We start from the raw sequence: 25,614 nt of genomic DNA, 5'->3' as shown, positions 1-25,614 counted from the left end.
GTGCTTGTGCTCACACGCAAACGAGACGAAGCGATCCAAATCGGCGATGACATTGAAATCACCATCCTTGCCATCCAAGGCGATCAAGTGAAGCTTGGCATCAACGCGCCGAAACATGTCGAAATTCATCGCAAAGAAATTTATCTCGCCATCCAAGCCGAAAACAGCGCCGCCTCCCTTGCCTCGAAAACATCGCTAGAAGAGTTGAACGAACAATTGAAACATTTGAAAGGGGGGAAACAGTGATGGGCTTCAGCATCGGCGGAGTGCCAGTACAAGGTGTCATCGCGCGCATTGTGGAAGATAATAAGGAGATTGCCGAACAAGCATTAAACGAAATGATTAACAAACATAAAGACGATCCGGCGCGCATTATTAAAGAAATCCAGCAGCCTTCTCCATTTTCCCAATTTCTCGACATCAAAATCTAAAAAATTTTTTCCAACCTATTAAAACTTTTTAAAAGCAAACCGATATAAAAAGTGAACGCGGCATAGCGAAGAAAGGCGGCCGACTTTCTTCCTATCCGCAAATCTATCATTCCACAAGGACGTGGAATAAAAAAATTTCAAGGAGGAAGGGAATATGAGAATTAACCACAACATTGCGGCGTTGAACACGTACCGCCAATTAACTATTGGCCAAAGCGCTGTATCGAAAAACATGGAAAAACTATCTTCCGGTCTGCGCATTAACCGCGCTGGCGACGATGCAGCAGGTCTTGCGATCTCGGAAAAAATGCGCGGGCAAATCCGTGGCTTGGAAATGGCTTCTAAGAATGCGCAAGATGGCATCTCGCTTATCCAAACTGCTGAAGGCGCGTTAAACGAAACACATGCGATTCTTCAACGTATGCGTGAGTTAGCGGTTCAAGCTGCCAATGATACAAACACAGCAACTGACCGTGCAGAGCTACAAAAAGAAGTGGATCAATTGTCTCAAGAGTTGTCTCGTATTGGAGCAACAACTGAATTTAACACTCAGAAGCTGTTAGACGGTTCTTTTAAAGGGATCTTCCATATTGGTGCGAATGAAGGCCAAAACCTTTCTTTACAGATAAATGATATGAGAGGTTTTAACTTGGGTGTTGCCGGGAAAGTTCAGGTTGAAGTAGCAGGGACAATAGCTGATAATACCACAACAACTGACGCAGATTTTGCTGATGGGACTTATACCGTAGATGAAAACTTCAATCTGGTAGATTCTACTGGAAAGATAGTTGCCTCGAGCGCTGATGGAAAAACATTTACTCTCGCTGGTACAGATGACACTCTTGCTTTCAGTGATGTCGTGACTAAAGTCACAATTAGCGGTGGAAATGCTACCGGTATAACTGAGGCAACAAATAATGGCTTGCAAGCGGGTAGTTATACTTATGACGATACCGCTAAGGCCTTAAAGGATGTTAATGGTAAGATTGTTGCAACGACAACGGACGGAAAGACGTTTACAAGTGCAGAAGATGGTACTACTACCGTTTTCTCGGTATCGACGGCATTAACTGATGGAGCCTCTGTTGAAGTTGGTGGAATTGATATTTCATCCCAAGCGGCTGCTAATGCTGCAATTACTACAATTAACAATGCAATTGAGAAAGTTTCTGCAGAACGTGCTAAACTCGGTGCTTACCAAAACCGTTTGGAACATACGATCAATAACTTAGGAACATCTGCTGAAAACTTAACAGCAGCGGAATCCCGCATCCGTGACGTAGATTATGCCTTAGCCGCTTAAATGGCGACAGGCACAGTCGTCCTAGCTGGAAACGGCTAGGAGTATCACCGGGTGAATTGCTGGAAACCCCTTAGAGCCTTTGACGCCACAACGTAGCTGGAAACGGCAGGCGTGATGGCTGAAAAAGTCAAAGGATTGGGCAACCAGCAGCCAAGCTCCTGTCCCGAAAGGGTGGAGAAGGTTCAACGACTAGGACATACCGCCTAAGGCGAAAAGCTATGGCGATGAAGTCCATAGGGTGGACAGGATTCCTCCATCGTCCTGTATCATCCGAAGCGCCCGGCCCCTAACAGGTAAAGCTGAGGGTGAAGATGTAGTCTTGTCCCTACACGAAAGTGAGGGTGGCACGATGGCCAAAGAAATGATGGAGTTCACAAAGAACAACATTCTTACTCAAGCAGCGCAAGCGATGTTGGCTCAAGCAAATAGCCAGCCGCAAGGAGTATTGCAGTTATTAAGATAACGGCTGGATATTTGCAGGGCGTCTTAGCTGGAAACGGCTAAGAGGATCACTGGGTGAATTGCTGGGAACCCCTAAAGCTTTCCTTGCCACAACGTAGCTGGAAACGGCAGGCGTGACGGCTTGAAAAAAGGAAAGATGCAACAATGGGCAACCAGCAGCCAAGCTCCTGTCCCGAAAGGGTGGAGAAGGTTCAACGACTAGGACATACCACCTAAGGCGAAACGCTATGGTGATGAAGTCCGTAGGGGAGGCAAGTGCCGAACCGAAGCGCCCAGCCCCTAACAGGTAAAGCTGAGGGTGAAGATGTAGTCTACACAACGTTCGAAAGACGTTGAGGCATGGCAAGCCAACCAACAACCACAAGGAGTATTGCAATTGCTTCGTTAATCATAACGAAACGCAAAGAGACCTTAGGTTATCTAGGGTCTCTTTTTTCATGAACACCTTATTTATCTTTTATCTCTCTCCATTTATACACAACAGACCAATAGCTTCTTTGCAGAGCGTCTGCGATTTCTTGGATCGTAGCTCCTTTTTGCTTCATTTCTTTCAATAACCGTATTTCTTCAATGGAATACGGTTTCACGCGCTCGGTGCTGCTTACGAAAATATCGAAATCCGGAAGCTTGCTTTTCCATTTGCGTTTCTCTGCTTTAAATCGTTCGTTCCAGTTGGTTTTGTAATACATAGAAGGGCAGTCATGAATAACAGGGGCGATCGTTTCAAGAAAGAGGAGCGTATCTTTGACCGATGTCGTTTTTAAAATACTGCCTTGACCATCGGGACGTTTGCTTAAACGAAACGTGATGCCAAAATGAGTAAAAATATGATTCTGTAATTGTTGCAGTTCGTGGGGCGGGTAACATTGCAAGTAGAGATAAATATGAGGCGTTAAATAAATGCGTTTCTTTCGCCGATTTACTTGGGAAGAAATACAGAGTGAGCCATCGTCCATATACAAAACGGAAAGAAAATGCGGCAGCGTACAATATGGTAACAAAGAAAGCGGTATGTGCTTAGAGCCGTCATCGTGATAAAAATGAGGATATAGCTTTGTAAACAATGGCAGTGATAATGAGCGGACGCATTGACTTTTACGTGTGATATATAAAAGGTCGTTAAAAAATGAAACTTTCCATTTTCGATATTCTTCTTGGTCAATGCCAAAATGCTCCCGATAACTGTGATTTTTCCTCCTACTATTTTTATAAAGCTTTGTAATTTCTCCGTCGCCAATAATGCTGGCAACAAGGATGTTTTGTTGTACGGGAGTTAACTGTAAGAAATCGTGCATTTATTTCACCTCTTTATGGAACGTATGTTCGATATACATTTATTATAATGTATCCCTCATGTTTTTGAAAGGTTTAGGTGGCCATTTGACTAATTTTATTATGGGGTAGCGTTTTAGTCATTATATAAGCTATGTGTAACGGAATGATAGATTTTTTAAGGAAAGTCGATAAATTTCAAAAAATTTCCGAATAATAAGATTGCTCTAAAATATCCTATGGAGATAATTACTATTTATCAATAACTAAAAATAGGAATATTTTACAAAGTGATTGATGACTATTACAATAGGGATAAATTTATTGAGGTGATACAATGATCATCCTAAAACAAGGCAATCTCTTGGAAGATGAAGCAGAAGCTTTGGTGAATACAGTAAATTGTGTTGGCGTGATGGGGAAAGGAATCGCTCTGCAATTTAAGCAAGCATACCCGGAAATGTTTTCGGAGTATGAAAAGGCTTGCCGCCGCAAGGAAGTGCAGCCAGGCAAAATGTATGTCGTTTCCACGAAATCGTTGTTGATCTCAAAATAATTATTAATTTTCCTATAAAACAAACGCCATTAGAAAGGTAAATCACATATGGAACATATTGGACTAGGATTGGTGGATTTCATAAAAGCGGTTAAGGTCTTGACAAAAAATCGATTGCGCTTCTACCGTTCGAATGTGGAAAGAGTGGATTTATATACATGCTCATTGAAAAGTTAACCTTCGCATAAGTGGTGCCCATTCCGGTTATACTGCTCCTAAGGAAAAGCATGGAAAAGGAGCGGAATCAGACATGAAACCGCTGAAAATCACCCATGATCACGGATGGACGCCTCGGAAACTCCGCAAGCAGGAACGGAAGATCAAAAACGCTCATCTCCGCCAACGTGTGATGGCAGTCCGCCTTGTCATGGAAGGCTATTTGGGCAAAGAGGTTGCTTCCATGGTCAATGTGTGCCGCCAAACCGTTTCCCATTATGTGTCGCTTTTTAACGAAGGCGGCCTTGAACTCCTGCTTCATCGGGATTTTGCCCCTGGGCGGGAGCCGTTTCTCACCGAAGAACAACAGGAAGAGATCAAACACCTTGTGTTGACCACGACACCCGCGGAGCTGGGCTGGGACATCGCTTCGGCGTGGAATACGAACATCCTTCAATCCTATGTGTCCCACCATTACGGCATATCCATTTCCCGCGAAGCATTACGAAAGCTCTTGCATCGAAAAGGACTTTCTTGGACCCGGCCGATCTACACGTTGGCGAAAGGAGATCCGGACCGGCAAAAAAACTTCGAGAAACAAATGGACCTGATAAAAAAACTTAATGGATCCGGATTCCGTCCTGTTGTACATCGATGAAACGCATATCCGGTCGTATCATGTGTTGCGTATGACATGGTCAGAGGTTGGCCGTCAAAAGCAAGTGCCGACGTTCGGCCATCATGCCCACATATCGCTGTTTGGCGCGGTCAACGTCCACGATGGCGAAACGGTTCTTCATCAAGCAGGGGCAGCCAATGCTACAACGTTTTTAGATTTCCTGCGAGTTCTCAAAGAGCGTTAGTTACCCGGACCGGCTCATCGTCTTGGTGCTGGATAACGCTCGAATTCATCACGCCAAAATGGTGAGAGAGTTTTTGCGGGAAGAAGGACAGTGTTTTCACTTCATTTACCTTCCTCCGTATTCACCGCAACTGAACCCGATCGAACGCTTGTGGAAATGGCTGAAAGATACCGTCATTGCCAATGTGTTTCACAAAGATCGAAACGATATCGTCCAAGCCGTTGCCCGGTTTGTGGACTACATCCATGAACGCCCGGAGGAAGTGCTGCAACGCCTGGGGTGTGCAGCGTAATCGAGAAGTTAACTTTTCAAGGTGCATCTATATAGATGGGGGGATGAAGTACGGAAACGGCTTTTGAACATTTAAAAAAGGTGGAAGTGCATTGTATGAGCTCGCAGGAAGTCCAACACCCTATCAATAAAGATGCGTCCAAAACTCTCTAAAGATGATAAGTCAAATGTGTTATTTCGACACCACCTTCGTTAATGACTCTCCTTGTTAATGACTCTCTTTTTATATTTGCAAATAATCGACTAAGTTTTTACATATCGTATATATTGTTAACAAGTCGTAATCTCTTCCCATCTTTGGTGTCCAATACCGCCCATGAGCCAACCAATGGCGCAATTGCAGTGCACTTTTATAATCGCTTATATATTTTTTCACTTGAGGATGTTGCTCTTTCCAGTTTTCGAGAATATCTTCATCGAGAGAAGCGCGTTCTGCTTTGTCTTTGTAAATACATCGGAATATTCTGCTAAGGTTATCTTTTTTACGATTATATACTCTTGTTAGATAGTCTATTTCTCAGTTTTGCTTCCACAGCGGCCAATAAGTCTAAACACGTTAGATTTTCCAGCTCCTTAATTTTATCTTTAAAATATTGATCCAATTTCTCTGGTGTAAAACCGATGAATTCTTCGGGTATTTCTAGCCCTTTTTTGATATTTTCTTTGTATTTTAAAAGTGCGCTTTTACATATATTATAAAAATTAACAATATCTTCAAGGTTTTTATTCTCCCCCGAAAATGTGATGCGTCTCTTCACTAGGCAATAACTCCTAACAAGGCATCAGAAAAGGAATCTTTGTTCAAGTCAATAAACTTTATGTTTGGGGGAGGAGTTGCAATTTTCCAAGCATATTCGGGATTTTTCGTTTCACGAATTTTTTCTAAACCTTTTGACAGTCCATCGCCAAAATGAACCATAATTTTTGGTGATTCTGCTTCTTTATCTACTAATAAAAACATAATATTTCCATTTTTTTCAATCATGTCTATTCTTCCCATGGCGCCTATAATATTTTTTCCAATTGGCTCTATTACTACTTGTTGATCAGGAAAGTTTACATATAATTTCCTTGTCGTATATTCGCCAAGGTATTCTTCATATTTCTTAACTTCTTCCCATTCAAAAGATAGCAGTCCCTTTTCCTGAAGTGGTGTAAGGAACGATTGAATTTGCTTATAAAATGTTGTAATTTCCATTAGCCATTGCTGTTTTTTCTGTTCCCAGTCAATTTTATTTTTTTCGGCTTGTTCCTTTTTCTTTGTTAAAAATTCCTCTAAATTCTCCATTCCCATTTACAATCTCTCCTTTATACAATATTTGTAATTTTATTATATCTTATTTGGCGGCTAACGGGTAGATGCGTTAGAAATGATGGTGAAACAAACGATATATGAAAAATTTCTGTGGCAATCATTAACTTATTCCCCTGTTATGTACTTAAGATGGTAGGAGGGGTACGAAAATTTACTGATTACTTGTGGATACTGTTTAAAATTTTTGTTCAATATCGAACAGAACCCTAATCGGGAAAGAAAAAAGGCAGGGAGTTTTTAGAGTAGTTTGTTTTTAACTGGGCATTGACGTTAAGTTTACTCATACTGCCTGTCATCTGTTGCTTTATATATGTAAAGGCGATTAGTGATAAAATGGAATAAAAAGAGATGGAGGGAAACAAATGAAATGGTCAGAGTTACGTAAGCAATGTCCGAATCAATTTGTTTTGGTGGAGGCTATTTCGGCTTATTCGCAAAATGGCAAACGGATCATTGAGGAAATGGAAGTGATCGATCGGTATCATAGTGCGTCCGATGCATGGAATGGTTATAAGCAACAGCACAAAACTTTTCCGGAGAAAGAATTATATATTTTTCATACAAGTAAGGAAGAAATAGAGGTAGAAGAACAATATTTTATAGGAATTCGGGGGAGAGTATGAATATAAGAATAGAAAATGGATTGCCTATTGTTTCCGTTGAAATAAAGCGTGGTGAAAAAGCTGTTCTTTTAACGGATGTGTTATTGGACACAGGGTGCGCTACGACCATTTTTGATACGGATGCACTCGCACAAATTGGTATAGAATTAGATATTATTAATGGAAGAACAAAACGAATGTACGGAGTAGGTGGACACAGCGAGCTTTGTTATGAACAAATAGTAAATAACGTCACAATTGATGGAAAGGAGCTGGTGTCATTTTTATTGCAATTAGGAATGATTAAAGAAATATATGGTTTTGACGGAATTTTAGGCGTAGATTTTATGGAGGGAACGGGAATGATTATTGATTTTCAAAATTTCCTCATTAAATATGGATAAAATCCATATTTGAGAGTTGTCAAGAAAGTTTTGTGCATATATTCTTCATTTGTTTTTAAGTTTCTGCTGTTCTCTCCTTAATACATTGACAAGCGTTGTGCACGTGAAATGAAAGCATCATAATCCCCGAATTTATTTTTTCCTTCCCCTTCACAAATTCCCATTCTTATCCGATATAAAACATAGATAGTGTTTATACAAAGGAGCGGACGATGATGACGGTGGAACGGGTCTCTTCCCATTCTCCTTCTTATTTCTTTGAAAATACTCGCAACGAAAAGGAAAGCAGCATGATAGAATCGCAAAAGCAGAATCAGCCTTATGCCAGCACTTCAGAAACTCCGCAGCAAGATCTCCCGAAAGAAAAGCTGGAAGAGGTAGTGAAAGGCTTAAACGAATTTTTGCAGCCAAGCCATACGTCCATCAAGTTTGAGTTGCATGACGAATTAAAGGAGTATTACGTGCAAATTATTGATGAACGGACGAATGAAGTCATTCGTGAAATTCCTCCAAAAAAGCTTTTGGATATATATGCGGCAATGATGGAATTTGTTGGGTTAATTGTCGATAAAAAAATTTAATGGTGGTGAGTGAAATTGGCAAGCAACATGCGCATTGGCGGTTTGGCAAGCGGCATGGACATTGACCAAATCGTCAAGGACTTAATGAAAGTGGAGCGGATGCCGCTTGATAAATTGTATCAAAAAAAGCAAATTCTTGAATGGCAACGCGATGATTATCGCTCGATGAACACGTTGTTACAAGATCTTGATAACTATATTTTTAATAATTTGATATTACAAAGTAGCATATTGAAAAAGACAGTTACCAGTTCGAACGAGGCAGTCGTGTCGGCGACGGCGAGTTCGAGTGCGGCGAACGTAGCGACGACAATCCAAGTTGAGCAAGTGGCGACTTCGGCCGTTTGGCTGTCGGATGCGACGAAAATGATAGACAGAAGTAGTTTTTCGGTCACTGCTGATGTGACGTTGACATTAGACGTGATAAACGGAGATGGGAGTCCGAAACAAGCGACGATCACCATTAAGCAAGGAACGACGCTTGATGGTGTGATCGCCCAGTTGAATAGCGATCCGAATTTAGGAGTTAGCGCATTTTATGATGAACAGACTGGGCGGATTTCAATCATGAAAAAAGAGACGGGGGCACAGGCAAGTATCAAGCTGGCCGATCAGGCGACGGTCGACTTTTTTGTCCAGCTTGGTTTTACTAACACAAGCGCTGGACAGGAGTTGAGCGGCAAGACAGCAGGAAAAGACGCAGTCGTGACGATTAATGGTCTTGAGACGACCCGATCATCGAACACGTTTACGATTAACGGCGTGACGTATACGGTCAAAAGTTTAGGAACGGCCACGGTTACGACGTCTACTGATGTCGACGCAATATTTAACGCTATTAAAGGTTTCGTCGATAAATACAACGAAGTCATCGATAAAATTAACGCCAAGCTGAAAGAAGAACGCTACCGCAATTATCCGCCGCTTACCGACGAGCAAAAAGAATCGATGACAGAAAAGCAAATTGAGCTTTGGGAGGAAAAAGCGAAAAGCGGCCTTCTTCGCGGCGATTCGATTTTATCGAGCGGTTTAAGCAAGATGCGAATGGACCTTTATACGAGTGTGCAAGGAGTTGTGAGCGGGTTCTCGCAGCTTGCGGAAATCGGCATTACCACTTCGTCTAACTATCTAGATGGTGGTAAACTGATGATTGACGAAACGAAGCTTCGCAGGAAAATTCAAGAAAATCCCGATGCGATTTATCGTTTGTTTAATAACGACAGCACGAATTACTCAGAAAAAGGCATTGCCCGCCGATTAAGGGATACGATTAAAGATACAATCGGCAAAGTCGAGCAGAAGGCAGGAAAAACAGTTTGGACAAACCATCAGTTTGCGATCGGCCGCGATTTAATCCAAATTAACGAGCAGATCGATCGTTTTGAAGACCGTCTCAAACAAATCGAGGACCGCTATTGGCGGCAGTTTACGGCGATGGAAAAGGCGATTCAGCGGGCAAACGAGCAAAGCATGTATTTAATGAACGCCTTTTTCGGCGGCTCTCAATAGAACAGGCAAAGGAGTGAGATAAATGGCAACGAACAACCCATATCAAAACTACCAAACGAACGCGGTGCAGACGGCGTCGCCGGGCGAGCTGACGCTGATGCTGTATAACGGCTGCTTAAAGTTTATTAAGCTGGCGCGCAAGGCGATCGAAGAAAACAATGTTCCCGCGCGGAACGAAAACTTGATCAAAGCACAAAACATCATTCAAGAGCTGATGGTCACGCTCAATATGGAATATGACGTGGCGAAATCGATGATGCTCATGTACGATTACATTTACCGCCGGCTTGTCGAGGCAAATGTGAAAAACGATGCGACGATTTTGGATGAAGTGGAAGGATATGTGACCGAGTTCCGCGATACGTGGAAGCAGGTCATTCAAATCAACCGGCAGCGGCAGTATGCGCAAGGCGGGCAGGCGTAATGAGCGTTGTCACCGCGTTATTTCAAATGACAAAAGAGCTGCGGGATGTTGTGTGCGCGCCTGTTCCGGCGGAAAAGCGCGAGGAAACGATCACAGCGATCGAACGGCTGCTTGAACAAAGGGAAGAACTGTTACGGGAGCTCTGTCCGCCGTTTAGCGAGGAAGAAAAGCGGCTTGGCCGGCAAATTGTGCTTTGGAATCAGGAGATTGAACAACAATTGCGGGAGCTGAAGCAGCAAATTCAGCGCGATTTGACAATGATGCGCCAGAAGAAAATAGCGAATAACCATTACATCAATCCGTATGAGCAGCCTTTAGCCATGGACGGGATGTTTTACGATAAAAAACGATAGGTTGTGATAGATATGGTCGTGTTAACGGCTCCGCAAATCGAAATGGTACAAAAATACGTGGAGCTTCTTGGTACAGTCGAGGAAGGGTTTGCGTATGTCGAAGAAAGTTTTGTTAATTATGAGCGGACGCAAGGGGATGCCGTGCTTGCGGATATTTTTATGGCATTTGCACAGATTAGCAAAACGAACGCACATTTATGCCAGCTGTTCGCCGAAGAGCCGGATATTGTCAATGGCTTGCGGCTGTTTTCTGATGTGCTGGAAGAGGCGTATAAATTGGATGGAAATTTCAGCGATACGAACATGAAGCAGCGTATTGTCAAGCAGCATCTTTCCCCTGCGTTTCAAGCGTGGAAGCTGTCCGTCACCCGATTGTTAAAACGATATGTGGAACAATGAAAACACCAGGCCCCATGATGCGGGGCTTGGTGTTTTTTCGCGCAAATCGGTTGTTGCGGTATTGGCGGGGGAGCCGGACAACCCTGCCATGCGGTGCTGGCATATTTGTTAACGATAAAGGCTAAACGCGATGAGTAATTTTCCCTATGTTTTAACATTATAAGTAGTAAATAAAAACGAGAAACTGTTTGCGCTTCACAAAATTTTCAAAAACCCTTTCCCGATTGAAGGAGGATTTTGTTTGATATTGTTGAATATAATATACATACCCTTGATAAAGGAGTGGTCAGCGATGATCTATAACATTCGCGGGGAAAACATTGAAGTAACTCCAGCATTGCGTAAGTATGTTGAGAAAAAAATCGGAAAATTGGAAAGATATTTTGAAAACACGGAAGATGTCCATGTTCACGTCAATTTAAAAGTATACAACGATAAACAAGGGAAAATCGAAGTGACGATCCCGATGCCGCAATTGCTGTTGCGCGCGGAAGAACGCCATGACGACATGTATGCAGCCATTGATTTAGTAGCGGATAAATTGGAAAGACAAATTCGCAAGCATAAAACGAAAGTCAACCGCAAATTGCGCGACCGCGATAAAGAGGCAAAACAAGTGCTTGCCGTGCAAACTAACGCTCCGGCGGAGGAAAATGAGGAAGAAGAATTTGAAATTGTCCGCACGAAACATTTCAGCTTGAAACCGATGGACAGCGAAGAGGCGATTTTGCAAATGAACTTGCTTGGCCATAATTTCTTCATCTTTACGAACGCGGAAACGAACCGTACGAACATCGTGTATCGCCGCAAAGATGGAAAATATGGCTTAATTGAAGCAAACTGACATTCATCCCCTGCCAGCGCCGGCGGGGGATGTTATAATGTTAAAGAAGGAGTGGAAAAACGATGGAGGCTCTTTTACAACAGATTTTAGTAAAGTTGGACAAGATCGAAACGAATGTTGGACAATTTCAATTAGAAGTTCGCAGTCGTTTTGAGCAAATGGATAAACGTTTTGAACAGATTGACCAGCGTTTTGAACAAATAGATAAACGTTTTGAGGAAATTGACCAACGTTTTAAGCAGATTGATAAACGTTTTGCACAAGTTGATGAACGTTTTGCTGAAATGAACAAACGCTTTGCACAGGTTGATGAGCGCTTCGTTCAAATGGAAAAACGTTTCGCAACAATCGAAGTTCGGCTCGCAACAATGGAAGCTCGGTTAGAACGTCTGGAGAAAGAGATGGAAGCGGTAAACGGCCGTCTTGATCGTCTTGAAAATGAGATGGCGAATGTGAAAGGGCGGCTTGAACGGGTGGAACGGGAATTATGCGAGGTGAAAGAAGCTTTATTTCGTCTGGAAAATCAAGTCGCTGACGATGTGCATGCCTTGTTGAAAAATATAGATAAGAAAGTAGAAGAAAAAGGATTTCAAATATACGCGCTCAACAAACGCCTTTTGCATGTGGAAGGAGCTATTGAACAAATCCAATCCCAAGAATGATGATGAGTGCTGGAAATAAAAAGAAGCGTACAAAGCGTTTTTCTTTTTTCCGGAGACTTCCATTCGCTGAACTGGAAGTTGACAATGAAGTTGCCCCAGCTATAAAAGTCTATCCTTTTCCATCTTTCCTCCTCGCCCCTTACCGCGTCTTAGTTGTCACCCATCCGCGTACGTGATATTATGTAAATTAGTGATTCTATTGAATAAGGAGCGTTTTCTATGCTTGGAGTATTGAAAAAGGTGTTTGATCCAAACAAACGCCAGCTTAGCCGTTTAGAAAAGATCGCTGACCAAGTCGATGCGCTTGGCCCGGAGATGGCAAAGCTTTCGGATGATGAGTTGCGTCAAAAGACGGAGGAATTTAAAGCGCGCTACCAACAAGGCGAATCGCTTGACGATTTGTTGGTTGAAGCGTTTGCCGTCGTTCGCGAAGGGGCAAAGCGCGTCCTTGGATTATATCCATATAAAGTGCAAATTATGGGCGGCGTCGTCCTTCATGAAGGAAATATCGCCGAAATGAAAACAGGGGAAGGAAAAACGTTAACGGCGACGATGCCTGTTTATTTAAACGCCTTAACTGGAAGAGGCGTGCACGTCGTGACGGTCAACGAATATTTGGCGACCCGCGACGCGACGGAAATGGGCAAGTTGTACGAGTTTTTGGGATTAAGTGTCGGCTTGAACTTAAGCGGCATGTCGCGCGAAGAGAAGCAGGCGGCGTATAATGCCGATATTACGTACGGAACGAACAACGAGTTCGGCTTTGACTATTTGCGCGATAATATGGTGCTTTATAAAGAGCATATCGTGCAGCGCCCGCTTCATTATGCGATCATTGACGAAGTGGACTCGATTTTGATTGACGAAGCGCGGACGCCGCTCATCATTTCGGGTACTGCGCAAAAATCGACGAAGTTGTATATTCAGGCGAACGCGTTTGTGCGCACGTTGAAAAAAGACGTCGATTACACGTACGATGAGAAAACGAAAAGCGTGCAGCTGACTGAAGAAGGGATTACAAAAGCAGAAAAAGCGTTTGGAATCGACAACTTATTCGACTTAAAGCATGTAACGCTGAACCATCATATTAATCTGGCGCTTAAAGCGCATGTGGCGATGCACCGCGATGTCGATTACGTCGTCGAAGACGGAAAAGTCGTCATCGTCGACCCGTTTACCGGCCGCTTGATGAGAGGGCGTCGCTATAGTGATGGGCTGCATCAAGCGATCGAGGCGAAAGAAGGGCTGGAAATTCAAAACGAATCGATGACGCTTGCGACGATCACGTTCCAAAACTATTTCCGCATGTATGAAAAATTGGCGGGAATGACAGGAACGGCGAAAACGGAAGAAGAAGAGTTCCGCAACATTTATAACATGCAAGTCGTCGTCATTCCAACAAACAAACCGGTCATTCGTGAAGACCGCCCGGATTTGATTTTCCGGACGATGGAAGGAAAATTCCGCGCCGTGGTGGAAGATATCGCACAGCGCCATGCGAAAGGGCAGCCGGTGCTTGTCGGGACGGTGTCGATTGAAACGTCGGAACTGCTTTCAAACATGTTGAAAAAACGCGGCATTCCGCATAATGTATTAAATGCGAAAAACCACGCGAAAGAAGCGGAAATCATCGCCCAAGCCGGCCAAAAAGGCGCCGTGACGATCGCGACAAACATGGCCGGACGCGGCACGGACATTAAGCTTGGCGAAGGTGTGAAAGAGCTTGGCGGCTTGGCGGTCATCGGCACGGAGCGCCATGAAAGCCGCCGCATTGACAACCAGTTGCGCGGCCGCGCGGGGCGTCAGGGCGACCCGGGTGTTTCGCAATTTTACTTGTCGCTCGAAGATGAATTGATGCGTCGTTTCGGTTCGGAAAGTTTAATGGCGATGATGGACCGGCTGGGCATGGATGATTCGCAGCCGATCCAAAGCAAAATGGTCACCAAAGCGGTCGAGTCGGCGCAAAAACGGGTTGAAGGCAACAACTTCGATGCTCGCAAGCAGCTGCTTCAATACGACGACGTGTTGCGCGAGCAGCGCGAAATCATTTACCGCCAGCGCTATGAAGTGCTCGATGCCGAGAACCTTCGCGACATTATTGAAAAAATGCTGCAATCGGTCATTGAGCGCGTCGTCAATACTTATACGCCGAAAGAGGAACTTCCAGAAGAATGGAATTTAAAAGGAATTGTCGATTACCTTAACGCGAATTTGTTGCCGGAAGGCGATGTAACTGTTAACGATTTGCGCGGCAAAGAGCCGGAAGAAATGATCGAGTTGATTTGGGAAAAAGTGAAAGCGCGCTATGACGAAAAAGAACAGCAAATTCCGCCGGAGCAAATGCGCGAATTTGAACGCGTCATCGTTCTGCGCGCCGTCGATATGAAATGGATGGACCATATCGACGCGATGGAGCAACTGCGCCAAGGCATCCATTTGCGCGCGTACGGACAAATCGATCCGCTTCGCGAGTACCAAATGGAAGGATACGCGATGTTTGAAAACATGATCGCTTCCATTGAAGAAGAAGTGGCCAAATATATTATGAAAGCAGAAATCCATAGCAATCTCGAACGCCAAGAAGTGGCGAAAGGCGAAGCGGTTCATCCGAAAGAAGGAGAAGGGGAAACGAAGCGGAAACCGTACCGGAAAAAAGTGCGCATCGGCCGCAACGATCCTTGCATTTGCGGAAGCGGCAAGAAGTATAAACATTGTTGCGGCAAGAATGCGTAACGGTTGCGGCGAAGCGGGGGATTTCCCCTCGCTTTGTTTGCGCGAAAAGGCCTTAGCGCCCATTGATTCTCACTTTGAAAATCCAGTACAATGAGTAACGAGGTGAAGCATCATGATCGACTTGATCGAAATAAAGCAGGAACTCGAAAAAATGGCTAAGCGATTAGCGGAAATAAGGGGGTCTCTTTGACCTCGAAGCAAAGCAAGCGCGCATTCGCGAGCTAGAAGAACAAATGGCGGCGCCGAACTTTTGGGATGATCAAAAAGCAGCGCAAACCGTCATTACCGAGGCGAATGAATTAAAAGACTTAGTCAGCGAATTTCAATCGCTCGAGGAGCGGTACGAAAACTTAGAAGTGACGTACGAATTGGTGAAAGAAGAACCGGATGAAGACTTGCAAAAAGAGCTGGTGACAGAAGCGAAAAAACTTGCGAAAGATTTTAGCGAGTTTGAGCTTCAGCTTCTCTTGAATGAGCCGTACGATAAAAACAATGCGATTTTAGAGCTCCATCCTGGCGCGGGCGGCACCGAGTCGCAAGACTGGGGTTCGATGCTTTTGCGGATGTATACGCGCTGGGCGGAGAAAAAAGGATTTAAAGTGGAGACGCTGGACTATTTGCCTGGCGAAGAAGCGGGGATTAAAAGCGTCACGCTTCTTATTAAAGGGCATAACGCGTACGGCTATTTAAAATCGGAGAAAGGCGTGCACCGCCTTGTCCGGATTTCTCCGTTCGACGCGTCCGGCCGCCGTCATACGTCGTTCGTCTCTTGCGAAGTGATTCCAGAGATGAACGATGACATTGAAATTGAAATCCGTCCGGAAGAGATCAGAATTGATACGTACCGTTCCAGCGGCGCCGGAGGGCAGCACGTCAACACGACGGACTCCGCCGTGCGCATCACCCACATTCCGACCGGCATTGTCGTGACGTGCCAATCGGAACGTTCGCAAATTAAAAACCGCGAAAAAGCGATGAACATGTTAAAGGCGAAGCTTTATCAAAAGAAATTGGAAGAACAGCAAGCCGAGCTTGCCGAAATTCGCGGCGAGCAAAAAGAAATCGGCTGGGGGAACCAAATCCGTTCGTATGTTTTCCATCCTTATTCGCTCGTCAAAGACCATCGCACGAACGTCGAAGTCGGAAACGTACAAGCTGTGATGGATGGTGAAATCGACATATTTATCGACGCATACTTGCGTTCCAAACTAAAATAAAAAAGAGACTAGCTTGAAAGATTGTTTGACCATAAGCGGAATATGTAGGTTTTCGCACATTGTTCGATTCGTATATACAAGTAGCACAGAAGGGTGTCCCATCACTTTTGGGGCGCCCTTCTTTTTTTGGCAAGTCCTCATTTTCTTTCAGTCTAGCGCCCTGAAACCCGTGGAACGTAAGGTCGCTTTAGGCGTTTTGTTTTACGCCAAGTCCCGGACTTAATTTTGGATGAACTGACTTGCCGGCAAGGGCGGTTTGTTTTCGCGGACGACGCGCCTTTTTTGCGCAAGCAGGCTTTACTGCGCTGCTGCTTTAATCAGATGCCATTTACTTACGAAAATGGGCGTGCTATACTCTCATAGGAGGTCGGACGAATGAGAAGAAAAAATCGGCTATTGCATCCGAAAACGGAACTTGTCATAGAATATTTGTGCATATTGATTGGTTCGGCGATAGTCGCCGTGGCGTTTAATCTTTTTTTATTGCCAAACCGCGTCGCCTCCGGCGGTGTCAGCGGAATCAGCACGATCGCCCATGCGGTGTTCGGCTGGCAGCCTGCCTATGTGCAATGGGCGCTCAACATTCCTTTGTTCGTTGCCGGAGTTGTTTTGCTTGGCAGGCAATTTGGGGTGAAGACGCTTGTCGGCACATTGTTTTTGCCGCTTGTTGTCTATTTGACGAAAGATGTTGAACCAGCCACCCGTGACCCGCTGCTTGGTTCGCTGTTTGGCGGCATTGGCGTCGGGCTTGGCCTCGGCATTGTGTTTCGCGGCAAAGCGTCAACAGGCGGGACCGATTTGGCGGCGCAAATCATTCATAAATACACCGGATTGTCCCTCGGCATGTGCGTGGTGTTGATCGACGGGCTTATCGTATCAACTGCAGCGTTTGTCTTTGATATTGAACAAGCGCTGTATGCGCTCATCGGCCTTTATGTGACAAGCAAAACGATCGATTTAGTGCAAGTCGGGCTCGGCAGCTCAAAAATGGCGATGATTATTACCAATGAGGAAGAAAAAGTGCGCCGCGCGATTTTGCATGAAATTGACCGCGGCGTCACAAGGCTGTCGGGGTATGGCGGCTATACCGACCATGAACGCCCGGTGTTGATGTGTGTGGTGCAGCAAGCGGAGTTCACAAAATTGAAACAATTGGTGAAAACCATTGATCCATCAGCGTTTGTCATTGTGATGAACGCCGCCGAAGTGCTCGGGGAAGGATTTAAGCGCACGTAATTTTTGTAAAATCGGTTATAATAACAATGAACGTAATCATCTAAGTAAGTAGGGGGAGTTCGTTTATGAAATGGAAACTTGCCACTGTGTTTCTTGGTGCTTCGTTAGCGCTTGCGGCCTGTGGTGGCGGCAACAATGCGTCTGATAACAACAATGGGAATAATGGCGGAGGGGATACTGCCGCAGCAGCAGAGCAAATCTTCCAACAAAACTGTTCTTCTTGTCACGGAAAAGATTTATCAGGCGGTGCAGGACCAAACTTGCAAAAGGTTGGAAGCAAATATTCGAAAGATGAAATTAAAAAAATTATCGAGAACGGGCGCGGCAGCATGCCGCCTGGCATTATCAAAGGAGAAGACGCCGACAAAGTGGCGGAATGGCTTGCGTCCAAAAAATAATCATTGTCAATCCGGTACCTTACAAGGACCGGATTTTTTCTATGTAATGTTTTTGAAATATAAATGTAAAATTAAAGTTTAAAAGATAATGTTATAATAAACTTTGCGGAATTTTGTATGATCGATTCGAAATAAGACGAAACGGCTCGAGTCATAACAACTAAGAAAACGAGATTAGGTGATTAAGCATGATTGAAATGCAAGATGTATACAAGACGTATCCGAACGGCGTAGTAGCGCTGAACGGGGTGAACGTCCGCATCAAGCAAGGAGAATTCGTGTATGTCGTTGGACCAAGCGGCGCGGGAAAATCGACGCTTGTGAAAATGATATACCGTGAAGAAAAGCCGACAAGCGGCACGATTATGATTAACGGCGTAAATCTCGCAAAATTAAGAGACAGCAAAGTTCCATTATTGCGCCGCCATATCGGGGTCGTCTTTCAAGACTTCAAATTGCTTCCTAAGCTAACGGTATATGAAAATGTAGCGTTTGCTTTGGAAGTAATTGAAGAATCGCCAAAAGTGATTCGCAACAAAGTGATGGAAGTGCTCGAATTAGTCGGTCTAAAGCATAAAGTGCGCTCATATCCGGATGAACTTTCCGGAGGGGAGCAGCAGCGTGTCTCGATCGCTCGCTCGATTGTAAACTCTCCGAAAATTGTTATCGCTGATGAACCGACGGGAAATTTAGATCCGGAAACATCATGGGGAATTATGGAATTGTTTGAAAAAATTAATAATCGCGGCACAACAATTGTGATGGCGACACATAATCGTGAAATTGTGAATACGATTAGGCGGCGCGTCATCGCAATGGAAAACGGGAAAATCGTCCGTGATGAGGCGAAGGGAGAATACGGCTATGAGGCTTAACACCCTAAAGCGCCACATGCGGGAAAGCGTGAAAAGTCTTGGCAGAAACGGATGGATGACGTTTGCTTCCATCAGTGCGGTGACCGTTACGTTGCTACTAGTCGGCGTGTTTTTAGTCGTCATGTTTAATATGAACCATTTCGCGAAAAAGATCGAAAACGATGTTGAAATTCGCGTTCATATTGATGTGACGGCGAACGAGCAAGATAAACAAGCGCTTCGCGCGCAGATTGAAGCAATTCCTGAAGTGAAGGAAATACGCTATTCTTCGAAAGAACAAGAATTGAAAAATTTAATTAAAAGTTTCGGAGAAGAAGGTTCTTCGTTCCGTTTGTTTGAGCAAGATAATCCGCTAAGCGACGTGTATGTCGTCAAGACGGAAAAACCGACAGATACGATCAAAGTGGCCAAACAAATTGAAAAGTTCCAATTTGTGCACAAAGTGAACTACGGCCAAGGTCAAGTAGAAAAGTTGTTCAGCACGTTGAAAGTGGCGAGAAACATCGGGATTGTGCTGATTATCGGCCTGTTGTTCACGGCGATGTTTTTAATCTCGAATACGATTAAAATTACAATTTTTGCGCGGCGGCGCGAGATTGAGATTATGAGATTAGTAGGAGCGACGAACGGATTTATTCGTTGGCCGTTCTTTTTGGAAGGATTGTGGCTAGGCGTCATTGGCGCGATTTTTCCGATTGTTTCGATCTTGGTCGTTTATTATAACATTTACAAATTTTTGGAGCCAAAAATTACGGTTCCGTTTATAGAACTTCTACCGTTTAATCCGTTTATGTGGCAAATCAGCTTGATTTTGCTGCTTTTTGGAGCGTGCATCGGCGTTTGGGGAAGCATGATGTCTGTCCGCAGATTTTTAAAAGTTTAATAGAAAAAACAATGGGAGAGAGGAGAATGTATTGATGAAAAGAAGGAAAGCGATGGCGCTTGCTGCGGTGACGGCGTTAGGCATTAGCGTTTTTCCGCATTTGGCAAATGCGGTAAGCGACAGAGAAATTCAAGAAAAACAGGATGCGATTAACGACATTCGCTCCAAACAGTCTGCGGTTCAAAGTAAAATAAACAACGCTGATCAACAAATTCAAAGATTGCAAACACAGCAAAAAGCGCTCTCTTCCGAGATTAAAAAGCTTGATTTAGCGGTGGAAGAGACGAGCGGAAAAATCCGCAATTTGTCGGCGGACATTCAAAAAACAGAACAAGATATTGAAACATTGAAGCGCGAAATCGCTGAAGTGCAAGAACGCATCGAAAAGCGGAACGAGATTTTAAAAGAACGCGTTCGCTCGCTGCAAGAAAGCGGCGGAGTGATCAGCTATCTTGAAGTGTTGCTTGGGTCGCAAAGCTTCAGCGATTTCATTGACCGCATCAGCGCAGTGACAACCATTTTTGAGGCGGACAAGCAAATTATCCGCGAACAACAGGCCGATAAAGCGTTGAAAGAGAAAAAAGAAAAGGAACTTACCGATAAACTAAATAATCTCCAAGCTGATTTGAAAGAACTAGAGCAGCTTAAACAAAAATTAAATGAGCAAATCAACAAAAAGAATCAATTAATGGCGAATTTGAAACAAAAAGAGCAAGAACATCATGAAATGAAAATGGCGCTTGCGGAAGAACAGGAATTGTTGAGAAAACAGGAAGCGGCTGTAAAATATCAGCTTCAACAGCTGATGGAGAAAAAACGGGCGGAAGAGGAAGCAAAACGCCAAGCGCATACATATTCATACGGAAGTAGCGACAATTATAGCGGAGGCTCGTCTAGTTCTCGAGGCGCATCGAACGTTCCGGCTGTTACAAGCGGTGCGTTTATGAGACCGGCGAATGGCCCGATTACATCGGGATTCGGTTACCGTTTTGGCGGAAGTGATTTTCATCCGGGAATCGATATTGGCAAACGAGGTGCCGTCGTTCCTGTTGTTGCGGTAGCGGACGGGTATGTGTTCCGTTCGTATTATTCGAGCAGCTATGGAAACGTCATTTTTATCACTCATATGATTAATGGACAAGTATACACAACGGTATACGCTCATCTTGAAGCGCGTCTTGCCGGTGAAGGACAAACGGTTCGCAAAGGACAAATCATCGGCTATATGGGCAACACAGGCCGCTCGACAGGGCCTCACCTTCACTTCGAACTGCATCGCGGCCAATGGAATCCGGCAAAATCCAATGCGGTAAATCCGCTGGATTATATTAATTTTTAAATGTGAAACCGAGCAGTGAGGCACTGCTCGGTTTTTTGCCTGTATGTTGGACGGATCGCAAAGCCGTGCATAAAATTCCGTTTGCAGTCCGGTGAATGAAATCTATTTTTAATCGGGGGCAATCATTTTTGGTTGACAGATCCGGATGATAGTTTTATACTTTTATCTTGAATTCGAGATTTATGAAATAAAGATAATGACAAAAGGAGTGTGTTAGTGATGGCAAGCATCGGATTGTTATTAATCCGTTTAGTTTTTGGACTTACATTCGCGGGGCATGGCGCCCAAAAATTGTTCGGCTGGTTTGGCGGGCCCGGACTTAAGGGCACGGCCGGCTGGATGGAGTCAATTGGATTAAAACCAGGAAAGGCGATGGCGATTGCCGCGGGGGTGAGTGAACTAGTCGGCGGCATTTTATTTGCCGTTGGTTTATGGACTCCGCTTGCTGCTTTATTGATGGTTGTGTCGATGATCGTAGCAATCGCGAAAGTGCATGGGCCAAATGGATATTGGGCGACGCAAAACGGATATGAGTACAACCTTGCAATCATCATCGTTGCCATTGGGGTGGCGCTCATCGGTCCGGGACAGTATGCACTTGATGCGGTTATTTTTGGGTAAACTTAACATAAAGAGGAGAGTGTACGCATGATTCAAGTATATCCCGCGCAATCTCGCTATCATGCCGATTATGGCTGGTTAAAGACGTACCATAGTTTTTCTTTTGGCGACTATTATGATCCGAATAATATCCAGTTTGGTCCGATGCGCGTATTAAACGACGATTTTGTCGCACCGCTTAGAGGATTTGGCGCCCACCCTCATCAAGAAATGGAAATCGTTTCGATTGTGCTAAAAGGTCATTTAAAACATGAAGACAGCACGGGGCATACCGCGACGACAACGTTTGGCGGCGTGCAACGGATGTCGGCAGGGACGGGGATCGTCCACTCGGAAACGAACCCATCGCCAACGGAAGAAGTGAATTTTTTGCAGCTATGGTTTTTGCCTGAAGTTCGCGGGTTAACCCCATCATATGAGCGGACGACGTTTAATGTGGAGAAAATGAAAAACGCGTTGCTTCCGGTTGTGACGAAAAATCCTTCTTCTTCGGAAATTGCCCATATCCATCAAGACTTGACGATTTATCTTTCCGATTTAGAAGCGGGGCGCGAACTTACATTTACGCAGCAAGAAGGACGAAGAATCTTTTTCTTTGTGATTGAAGGCGATGTTACATTAAACGGAGAAACGGCGTTGCGCAAGCGCGATTCGGCGCGGATTACGGAAACGCCGACGCTTCATATCGCATCAGAAAATGGTGCGCGCTTTATGCTAATTGATTTACCGTAACGAACACGGAGATAGACCAAAACAGAATACGATAGATAGGTTTATTCTGTATATACAGTAGTGTGTTGCAGGGTGTTCCACTATGTTTATGGGACACCCTGCACTTTTTTTGAAAACCTATCTAGGTTGAGAAAACGGCGGGAAATGTGTAAACTAGTAATGCAGAGGAGACAGAATGCGATCATACGGTGTACAAGCTGGTCATATGATGAAAATAGAAGGCATCGCACGGCACATTGTGTGGTGCCTTTCCTGTATGGCATAGGGTGAGGAGGAGAAATTGTGAATAAAAAAACAACAGCAATGCTTATGGCTTTATCGATGTTAGTCGGCGCCGGCGGTACGTACGCAGGCATGCAGTTTGCGGCTTCTAATGACGACCATGACGTAGCGTTTGTTGCGCCGGATAAAACGTTAACGAACAATGATGAGAAAGAACTGAAAAAAGTCGAACAAGCTTACGAACTGATTAAAAACCGCTATGTGGAAAAAGTCGATGACGACAAATTAATTCAAGGCGCGATCCAAGGAATGATCAGCACGCTGAACGATCCGTATTCTGTTTATATGGACGAAGAAACGACCGAACAATTTAACGAGTCGCTCGATTCTTCGTTTGAAGGAATCGGCGCCGAAGTCAGCATGATTGACGGAAAAGTGACGATTGTCGCGCCAATTAAAAATTCACCGGCGGAAAAAGCGGGATTAAAGCCGAATGATCAAATTTTAAGAGTAAATGGTGAAAGTTTAGAAGGTCTTGATTTATATGAAGCCGTGTTGAAGATTCGCGGAAAAAAAGGGACGACGGTACAATTGGATATTCTTCGTCCTGGCGTAAAAGAAATCATTAAAGTAAAAGTAGTCCGCGACGAAATTCCGATTGAAACGGTTTATGATTCGGTAAAAACGTATAATGGGAAAAAAGTCGGCTATTTAGAAGTAACATCGTTTTCCGAAAATACAGCACGAGATTTTAAAGAGAAATTAGCGAAATTGGAAGATGACCATATCGATGGTTTAATCATTGATGTACGCGGCAATCCAGGCGGTTATTTGCAAAGCGTGGAGGAAATTTTAAAACAATTCATTCCGAAAGATAAACCGTACGTGCAAATTGAAGAGCGCGATGGCGATAAGCAGCGCTTTTATTCCGATTTGACCGTGAAAAAGCCGTACCCGATCGTCGTGTTAATTGACAAAGGTAGCGCGTCTGCTTCGGAAATTTTGGCTGGCGCGATGAAAGAAGCGGGGGGATACAAGCTCGTCGGCGAAACATCGTTCGGAAAAGGAACGGTGCAGCAAGCGATTCCGATGGGGGACGGCAGCAACATAAAATTAACGCTTTATAAATGGTTGACGCCGGACGGCCATTGGATTCATAAGAAAGGAGTCAAGCCGGACGTTGAAGTCAAACAACCGGATTACTTCCACGCAAGTCCGCTTCATATCGAAAAAGCGCTCGTGTTTGATATGAACAACGAACAAGTGAAAAACGCCCAGCAAATGTTGAAAGGGATTGGATTTGACCCGGGCCGCACTGACGGCTACTTCAGCAAAGAAACCGAGTCGGCCGTAAAAGCGTTCCAAAAGGCGAATAAACTTCCGCCAACCGGAAAAATCGATAAAAACACCGCCGACGTATTGCAGGCGAAAGTGATGGACGCGATTCGCGACGAAAACAATGATGTTCAGCTGAAGACAGCGATGAAAGTGTTGTTTCAATAAAGCGAAACGGGCAGCGCCTCAAGCGTTGCCCGTTTTTTTAACGAGAAAATACAAATCGTTTTTGTCCAATATAATTCAACATCGTATAAAATCCCGCGCCAAGCAAAATCGCAGCATCGAGAAATGATGCCGACCGTCAGCGCCACCCAATCAGCGAGCTGTTTGCTTAGACGGTACGAAAAATAATAGCACACGATCATGACCGCGATAAAGCGGAACACACTTTCGATAATGGGAACGCTGCTTCGGAACGTAAACGTTCGATTCAATATGTAGCTTGCGACCGCGCCGATCGCATTGCCGACTAACGTTGCCCACCAATACGAAACGTGGCAGAGATGGTAAAGAAGATACATTATCGATAATCCGGCCGCAGTGTGGATGATGCCGACAAGCAAAAATCGAAAAAATGACTGATTCATAGCCGCACCTTTTCTTTTTTGGAAAGTGGCGAAAGCGATGGGGAACGCAATGTTTTTTCAATCGTAAACCGCGGTCGTCTTTTTACTTCTTGGTAAATTTTACCGATGTATTCTCCAATAAGGCCGATTCCCATTAGCAACAAGCCGCCGATGAACCAAATTGAAATGATGATGGATGTCCAACCCGATTCGGCATGGCCAAGCAATTTGACGGTTAGCGCGTATATGCCGGCGATGCTGCTAAGGAGAAAAGCGAGAAAGCCAATGAAGGTAATGAAACGAATCGGAGCGATGCTAAAAGAAGTAACCCCATCAAACGCAAACGCCAGCATTTTTTTTAGCGGATATTTCGATTGCCCAGCAAAACGTTCTTTACGGTCATAAAACACTTCCGTTGACCGAAAACCAAGCAGCGGCACGATTCCGCGCAAGAAGATGTTCACTTCTGTGTAGCGGCTCAATTCCTCCAGAGCGCGCTTGCTCATTAAGCGAAAATCGGCGTGATTGTACACTAATTGAACGCCTAATTTTTGCATGAAGCGGTAAAACCATTGCGCGGTCGCTCTTTTAAACCATGTATCGGTGTCGCGGCTGCGCCGCACCCCGTAAACGATATCATAGCCTTCCCAATATTTCACGACAAATTCACGGATGGCGGAAACATCGTCTTGCAAATCCGCGTCGATGGAAATGACGCAGTCGGAATCATTTTTTGCCGTTTCCAGTCCGGCGAGCAGCGCTTTTTGGTGGCCAAAGTTGCGAGACAGCTTAATGCCGGTGACAAACGGGTTCCGTTCGCTTTCTTGTTCAATCAGCTCCCACGTACGGTCACGGCTGCCATCATCGACAAACAATATTTTGCTTCCGATCGCGATTAAATGCTCTTCCAATAAATTTTCCAAGACGTTCGTTAACTGTTTGATCGTTTCCGGCAAAACGTCCTCTTCGTTATAACAAGGAACGACGATCGTCAAAATCGGTTTTTGCATCGTTTTCTCCTCCTTTC

31 protein-coding genes and 1 pseudogene are annotated in these 25,614 nt (G+C 44.5%); 27 read left to right on the top strand and 5 right to left on the bottom strand.

Going from position 1 to position 25,614, the window contains the following annotated elements; genetic code table 11:
* From csrA to BM278_RS06210, 4 genes and pseudogenes are all read left to right on the top strand, one after another.
* Complete coding sequence (gene csrA / locus BM278_RS06225; RefSeq protein ID WP_090948497.1) at window positions 1–246, top strand: carbon storage regulator CsrA; 246 nt, start codon at window positions 1–3, stop codon at window positions 244–246.
* The gene (locus BM278_RS06220; RefSeq protein ID WP_090948496.1) at window positions 246–431 is read left to right on the top strand and encodes a hypothetical protein; all 186 of its coding nucleotides are present in this window, start codon (window positions 246–248) and stop codon (window positions 429–431) included. The genes csrA and BM278_RS06220 overlap by 1 nt, the downstream gene beginning before the upstream one ends.
* 154 nt (window positions 432–585) lie before the next feature.
* Window positions 586–1,734 carry a flagellin N-terminal helical domain-containing protein gene (locus tag BM278_RS06215; protein WP_090948495.1) on the top strand — a complete coding sequence of 383 codons (1,149 nt, stop codon included), beginning with the start codon at window positions 586–588 and terminating at the stop codon, window positions 1,732–1,734.
* A 349-nt stretch (window positions 1,735–2,083) separates the two neighbouring features.
* Window positions 2,084–2,197, top strand: a pseudogene (locus BM278_RS06210) (flagellin); the annotation flags it as partial.
* Between the two features lie 445 nt (window positions 2,198–2,642).
* On the opposite strand, the gene BM278_RS06205 reads toward BM278_RS06210, so the two are convergent.
* Window positions 2,643–3,491 (bottom strand): DNA endonuclease, encoded by an 849-nt coding sequence (locus BM278_RS06205; protein ID WP_090948494.1) that lies wholly within the window; start codon window positions 3,489–3,491, stop codon window positions 2,643–2,645.
* Between the two features lie 314 nt (window positions 3,492–3,805).
* Here BM278_RS06205 and BM278_RS19185 point away from each other — a divergent pair, with 314 nt between their 5' ends.
* The 4 genes from BM278_RS19185 (at window position 3,806) to BM278_RS19625 (ending at window position 5,335) form a co-directional block, all read left to right on the top strand.
* Window positions 3,806–4,024 (top strand): macro domain-containing protein, encoded by a 219-nt coding sequence (locus BM278_RS19185; protein ID WP_244151104.1) that lies wholly within the window; start codon window positions 3,806–3,808, stop codon window positions 4,022–4,024.
* Between the two features lie 250 nt (window positions 4,025–4,274).
* Complete coding sequence (locus BM278_RS06195; protein WP_090948493.1) at window positions 4,275–4,838, top strand: helix-turn-helix domain-containing protein; 564 nt, start codon at window positions 4,275–4,277, stop codon at window positions 4,836–4,838.
* On the top strand, window positions 4,825–5,043 hold the full coding sequence (locus tag BM278_RS19630) for a transposase (protein ID WP_425272964.1): 219 nt from the start codon (window positions 4,825–4,827) through the stop codon (window positions 5,041–5,043). The genes BM278_RS06195 and BM278_RS19630 overlap by 14 nt, the downstream gene beginning before the upstream one ends.
* A 25-nt stretch (window positions 5,044–5,068) precedes the next feature.
* Entirely contained in the window at window positions 5,069–5,335 is a 267-nt protein-coding gene (locus BM278_RS19625) for a transposase (protein WP_143093424.1), read from the top strand.
* Window positions 5,336–5,822: 487 nt separating this feature from the next.
* Here BM278_RS19625 and BM278_RS06180 read toward each other — a convergent pair whose 3' ends face one another.
* Window positions 5,823–6,092, bottom strand: a complete 270-nt coding sequence (locus BM278_RS06180; protein ID WP_090948490.1) for a hypothetical protein — start codon at window positions 6,090–6,092, stop codon at window positions 5,823–5,825.
* Window positions 6,092–6,628, bottom strand: coding sequence for a hypothetical protein (locus BM278_RS06175; RefSeq protein ID WP_090948489.1), 537 nt, complete (start codon window positions 6,626–6,628; stop codon window positions 6,092–6,094). The genes BM278_RS06180 and BM278_RS06175 overlap by 1 nt, the downstream gene beginning before the upstream one ends.
* A gap of 383 nt (window positions 6,629–7,011) precedes the next feature.
* On the opposite strand from BM278_RS06175, the gene BM278_RS06170 reads away from it, so the two are divergent.
* The 19 genes from BM278_RS06170 (at window position 7,012) to BM278_RS06080 (ending at window position 24,186) form a co-directional block, all read left to right on the top strand.
* The gene (locus BM278_RS06170; RefSeq protein ID WP_090948488.1) at window positions 7,012–7,272 is read left to right on the top strand and encodes a hypothetical protein; all 261 of its coding nucleotides are present in this window, start codon (window positions 7,012–7,014) and stop codon (window positions 7,270–7,272) included.
* Window positions 7,269–7,655, top strand: a complete 387-nt coding sequence (locus BM278_RS06165) for a pepsin/retropepsin-like aspartic protease family protein (protein ID WP_090948487.1) — start codon at window positions 7,269–7,271, stop codon at window positions 7,653–7,655. The genes BM278_RS06170 and BM278_RS06165 overlap by 4 nt, the downstream gene beginning before the upstream one ends.
* Before the next feature lie 215 nt (window positions 7,656–7,870).
* Window positions 7,871–8,236, top strand: coding sequence for a flagellar protein FlaG (gene flaG, locus BM278_RS06160; RefSeq protein ID WP_090948486.1), 366 nt, complete (start codon window positions 7,871–7,873; stop codon window positions 8,234–8,236).
* A gap of 15 nt (window positions 8,237–8,251) precedes the next feature.
* Entirely contained in the window at window positions 8,252–9,745 is a 1,494-nt protein-coding gene (locus BM278_RS06155; protein WP_090948485.1) for a flagellar hook-associated protein 2, read from the top strand.
* 22 nt (window positions 9,746–9,767) lie between these two features.
* Entirely contained in the window at window positions 9,768–10,169 is a 402-nt protein-coding gene (gene fliS, locus BM278_RS06150; RefSeq protein WP_090948484.1) for a flagellar export chaperone FliS, read from the top strand.
* Window positions 10,169–10,522: a flagellar protein FliT gene (gene fliT / locus BM278_RS06145; RefSeq protein ID WP_090948483.1), complete on the top strand. Its 354-nt coding sequence runs from the start codon at window positions 10,169–10,171 to the stop codon at window positions 10,520–10,522. The genes fliS and fliT overlap by 1 nt, the downstream gene beginning before the upstream one ends.
* A 12-nt stretch (window positions 10,523–10,534) precedes the next feature.
* Complete coding sequence (locus BM278_RS06140) at window positions 10,535–10,921, top strand: DUF8042 domain-containing protein (RefSeq protein ID WP_090948482.1); 387 nt, start codon at window positions 10,535–10,537, stop codon at window positions 10,919–10,921.
* Between the two features lie 292 nt (window positions 10,922–11,213).
* The gene (gene hpf, locus BM278_RS06135; RefSeq protein ID WP_090948481.1) at window positions 11,214–11,765 is read left to right on the top strand and encodes a ribosome hibernation-promoting factor, HPF/YfiA family; all 552 of its coding nucleotides are present in this window, start codon (window positions 11,214–11,216) and stop codon (window positions 11,763–11,765) included.
* Window positions 11,766–11,827: 62 nt separating this feature from the next.
* Window positions 11,828–12,427 carry a hypothetical protein gene (locus tag BM278_RS06130; protein WP_090948480.1) on the top strand — a complete coding sequence of 200 codons (600 nt, stop codon included), beginning with the start codon at window positions 11,828–11,830 and terminating at the stop codon, window positions 12,425–12,427.
* Between the two features lie 219 nt (window positions 12,428–12,646).
* Window positions 12,647–15,160, top strand: coding sequence for a preprotein translocase subunit SecA (gene secA, locus BM278_RS06125; protein WP_090948479.1), 2,514 nt, complete (start codon window positions 12,647–12,649; stop codon window positions 15,158–15,160).
* A gap of 115 nt (window positions 15,161–15,275) precedes the next feature.
* Window positions 15,276–16,377, top strand: a protein-coding gene (gene prfB / locus BM278_RS06120; protein WP_143093425.1) for a peptide chain release factor 2 whose coding sequence is annotated in 2 segments (ribosomal slippage) — window positions 15,276–15,347 and window positions 15,349–16,377 — 1,101 coding nt in all. Because the reading frame shifts where the segments join, the coding sequence is not laid out codon by codon here.
* Window positions 16,378–16,752: 375 nt separating this feature from the next.
* On the top strand, window positions 16,753–17,613 hold the full coding sequence (locus BM278_RS06115) for a YitT family protein (protein ID WP_013876236.1): 861 nt from the start codon (window positions 16,753–16,755) through the stop codon (window positions 17,611–17,613).
* A 65-nt stretch (window positions 17,614–17,678) separates the two neighbouring features.
* The gene (gene cccB / locus BM278_RS06110; RefSeq protein WP_090948478.1) at window positions 17,679–18,011 is read left to right on the top strand and encodes a cytochrome c551; all 333 of its coding nucleotides are present in this window, start codon (window positions 17,679–17,681) and stop codon (window positions 18,009–18,011) included.
* Window positions 18,012–18,199: 188 nt separating this feature from the next.
* Window positions 18,200–18,886, top strand: a complete 687-nt coding sequence (gene ftsE, locus BM278_RS06105; protein ID WP_090948477.1) for a cell division ATP-binding protein FtsE — start codon at window positions 18,200–18,202, stop codon at window positions 18,884–18,886.
* Window positions 18,876–19,769 (top strand): permease-like cell division protein FtsX, encoded by an 894-nt coding sequence (gene ftsX, locus BM278_RS06100; protein ID WP_090948476.1) that lies wholly within the window; start codon window positions 18,876–18,878, stop codon window positions 19,767–19,769. Before ftsE ends, ftsX begins: the two co-directional genes overlap by 11 nt.
* 34 nt (window positions 19,770–19,803) lie before the next feature.
* Window positions 19,804–21,108: a murein hydrolase activator EnvC family protein gene (locus BM278_RS06095; protein ID WP_167359587.1), complete on the top strand. Its 1,305-nt coding sequence runs from the start codon at window positions 19,804–19,806 to the stop codon at window positions 21,106–21,108.
* A 219-nt stretch (window positions 21,109–21,327) separates the two neighbouring features.
* Window positions 21,328–21,729, top strand: coding sequence for a DoxX family protein (locus tag BM278_RS06090; protein ID WP_090948475.1), 402 nt, complete (start codon window positions 21,328–21,330; stop codon window positions 21,727–21,729).
* Window positions 21,730–21,756: 27 nt separating this feature from the next.
* Entirely contained in the window at window positions 21,757–22,461 is a 705-nt protein-coding gene (locus BM278_RS06085; RefSeq protein ID WP_090948474.1) for a pirin family protein, read from the top strand.
* Window positions 22,462–22,743: 282 nt separating this feature from the next.
* Window positions 22,744–24,186, top strand: coding sequence for a S41 family peptidase (locus tag BM278_RS06080; RefSeq protein WP_090948473.1), 1,443 nt, complete (start codon window positions 22,744–22,746; stop codon window positions 24,184–24,186).
* On the opposite strand, the gene BM278_RS06075 is transcribed toward BM278_RS06080, so the two are convergent.
* Both BM278_RS06075 and BM278_RS06070 read right to left on the bottom strand, forming a co-directional pair.
* Window positions 24,180–24,608 (bottom strand): GtrA family protein, encoded by a 429-nt coding sequence (locus BM278_RS06075; RefSeq protein ID WP_341871181.1) that lies wholly within the window; start codon window positions 24,606–24,608, stop codon window positions 24,180–24,182. The genes BM278_RS06080 and BM278_RS06075 overlap by 7 nt on opposite strands.
* Window positions 24,605–25,597, bottom strand: coding sequence for a glycosyltransferase family 2 protein (locus tag BM278_RS06070; RefSeq protein ID WP_090948472.1), 993 nt, complete (start codon window positions 25,595–25,597; stop codon window positions 24,605–24,607). Before BM278_RS06070 ends, BM278_RS06075 begins: the two co-directional genes overlap by 4 nt.
* Window positions 25,598–25,614: the final 17 nt, after the last annotated feature.

This window comes from Parageobacillus thermantarcticus, assembly GCF_900111865.1.
Taxonomy (GTDB): Bacteria; Bacillota; Bacilli; order Bacillales; family Anoxybacillaceae; genus Parageobacillus; species Parageobacillus thermantarcticus.
Note: the sequence above shows the minus strand (reverse complement) of the source record. Positions and strands in the feature narration are given on the sequence as shown.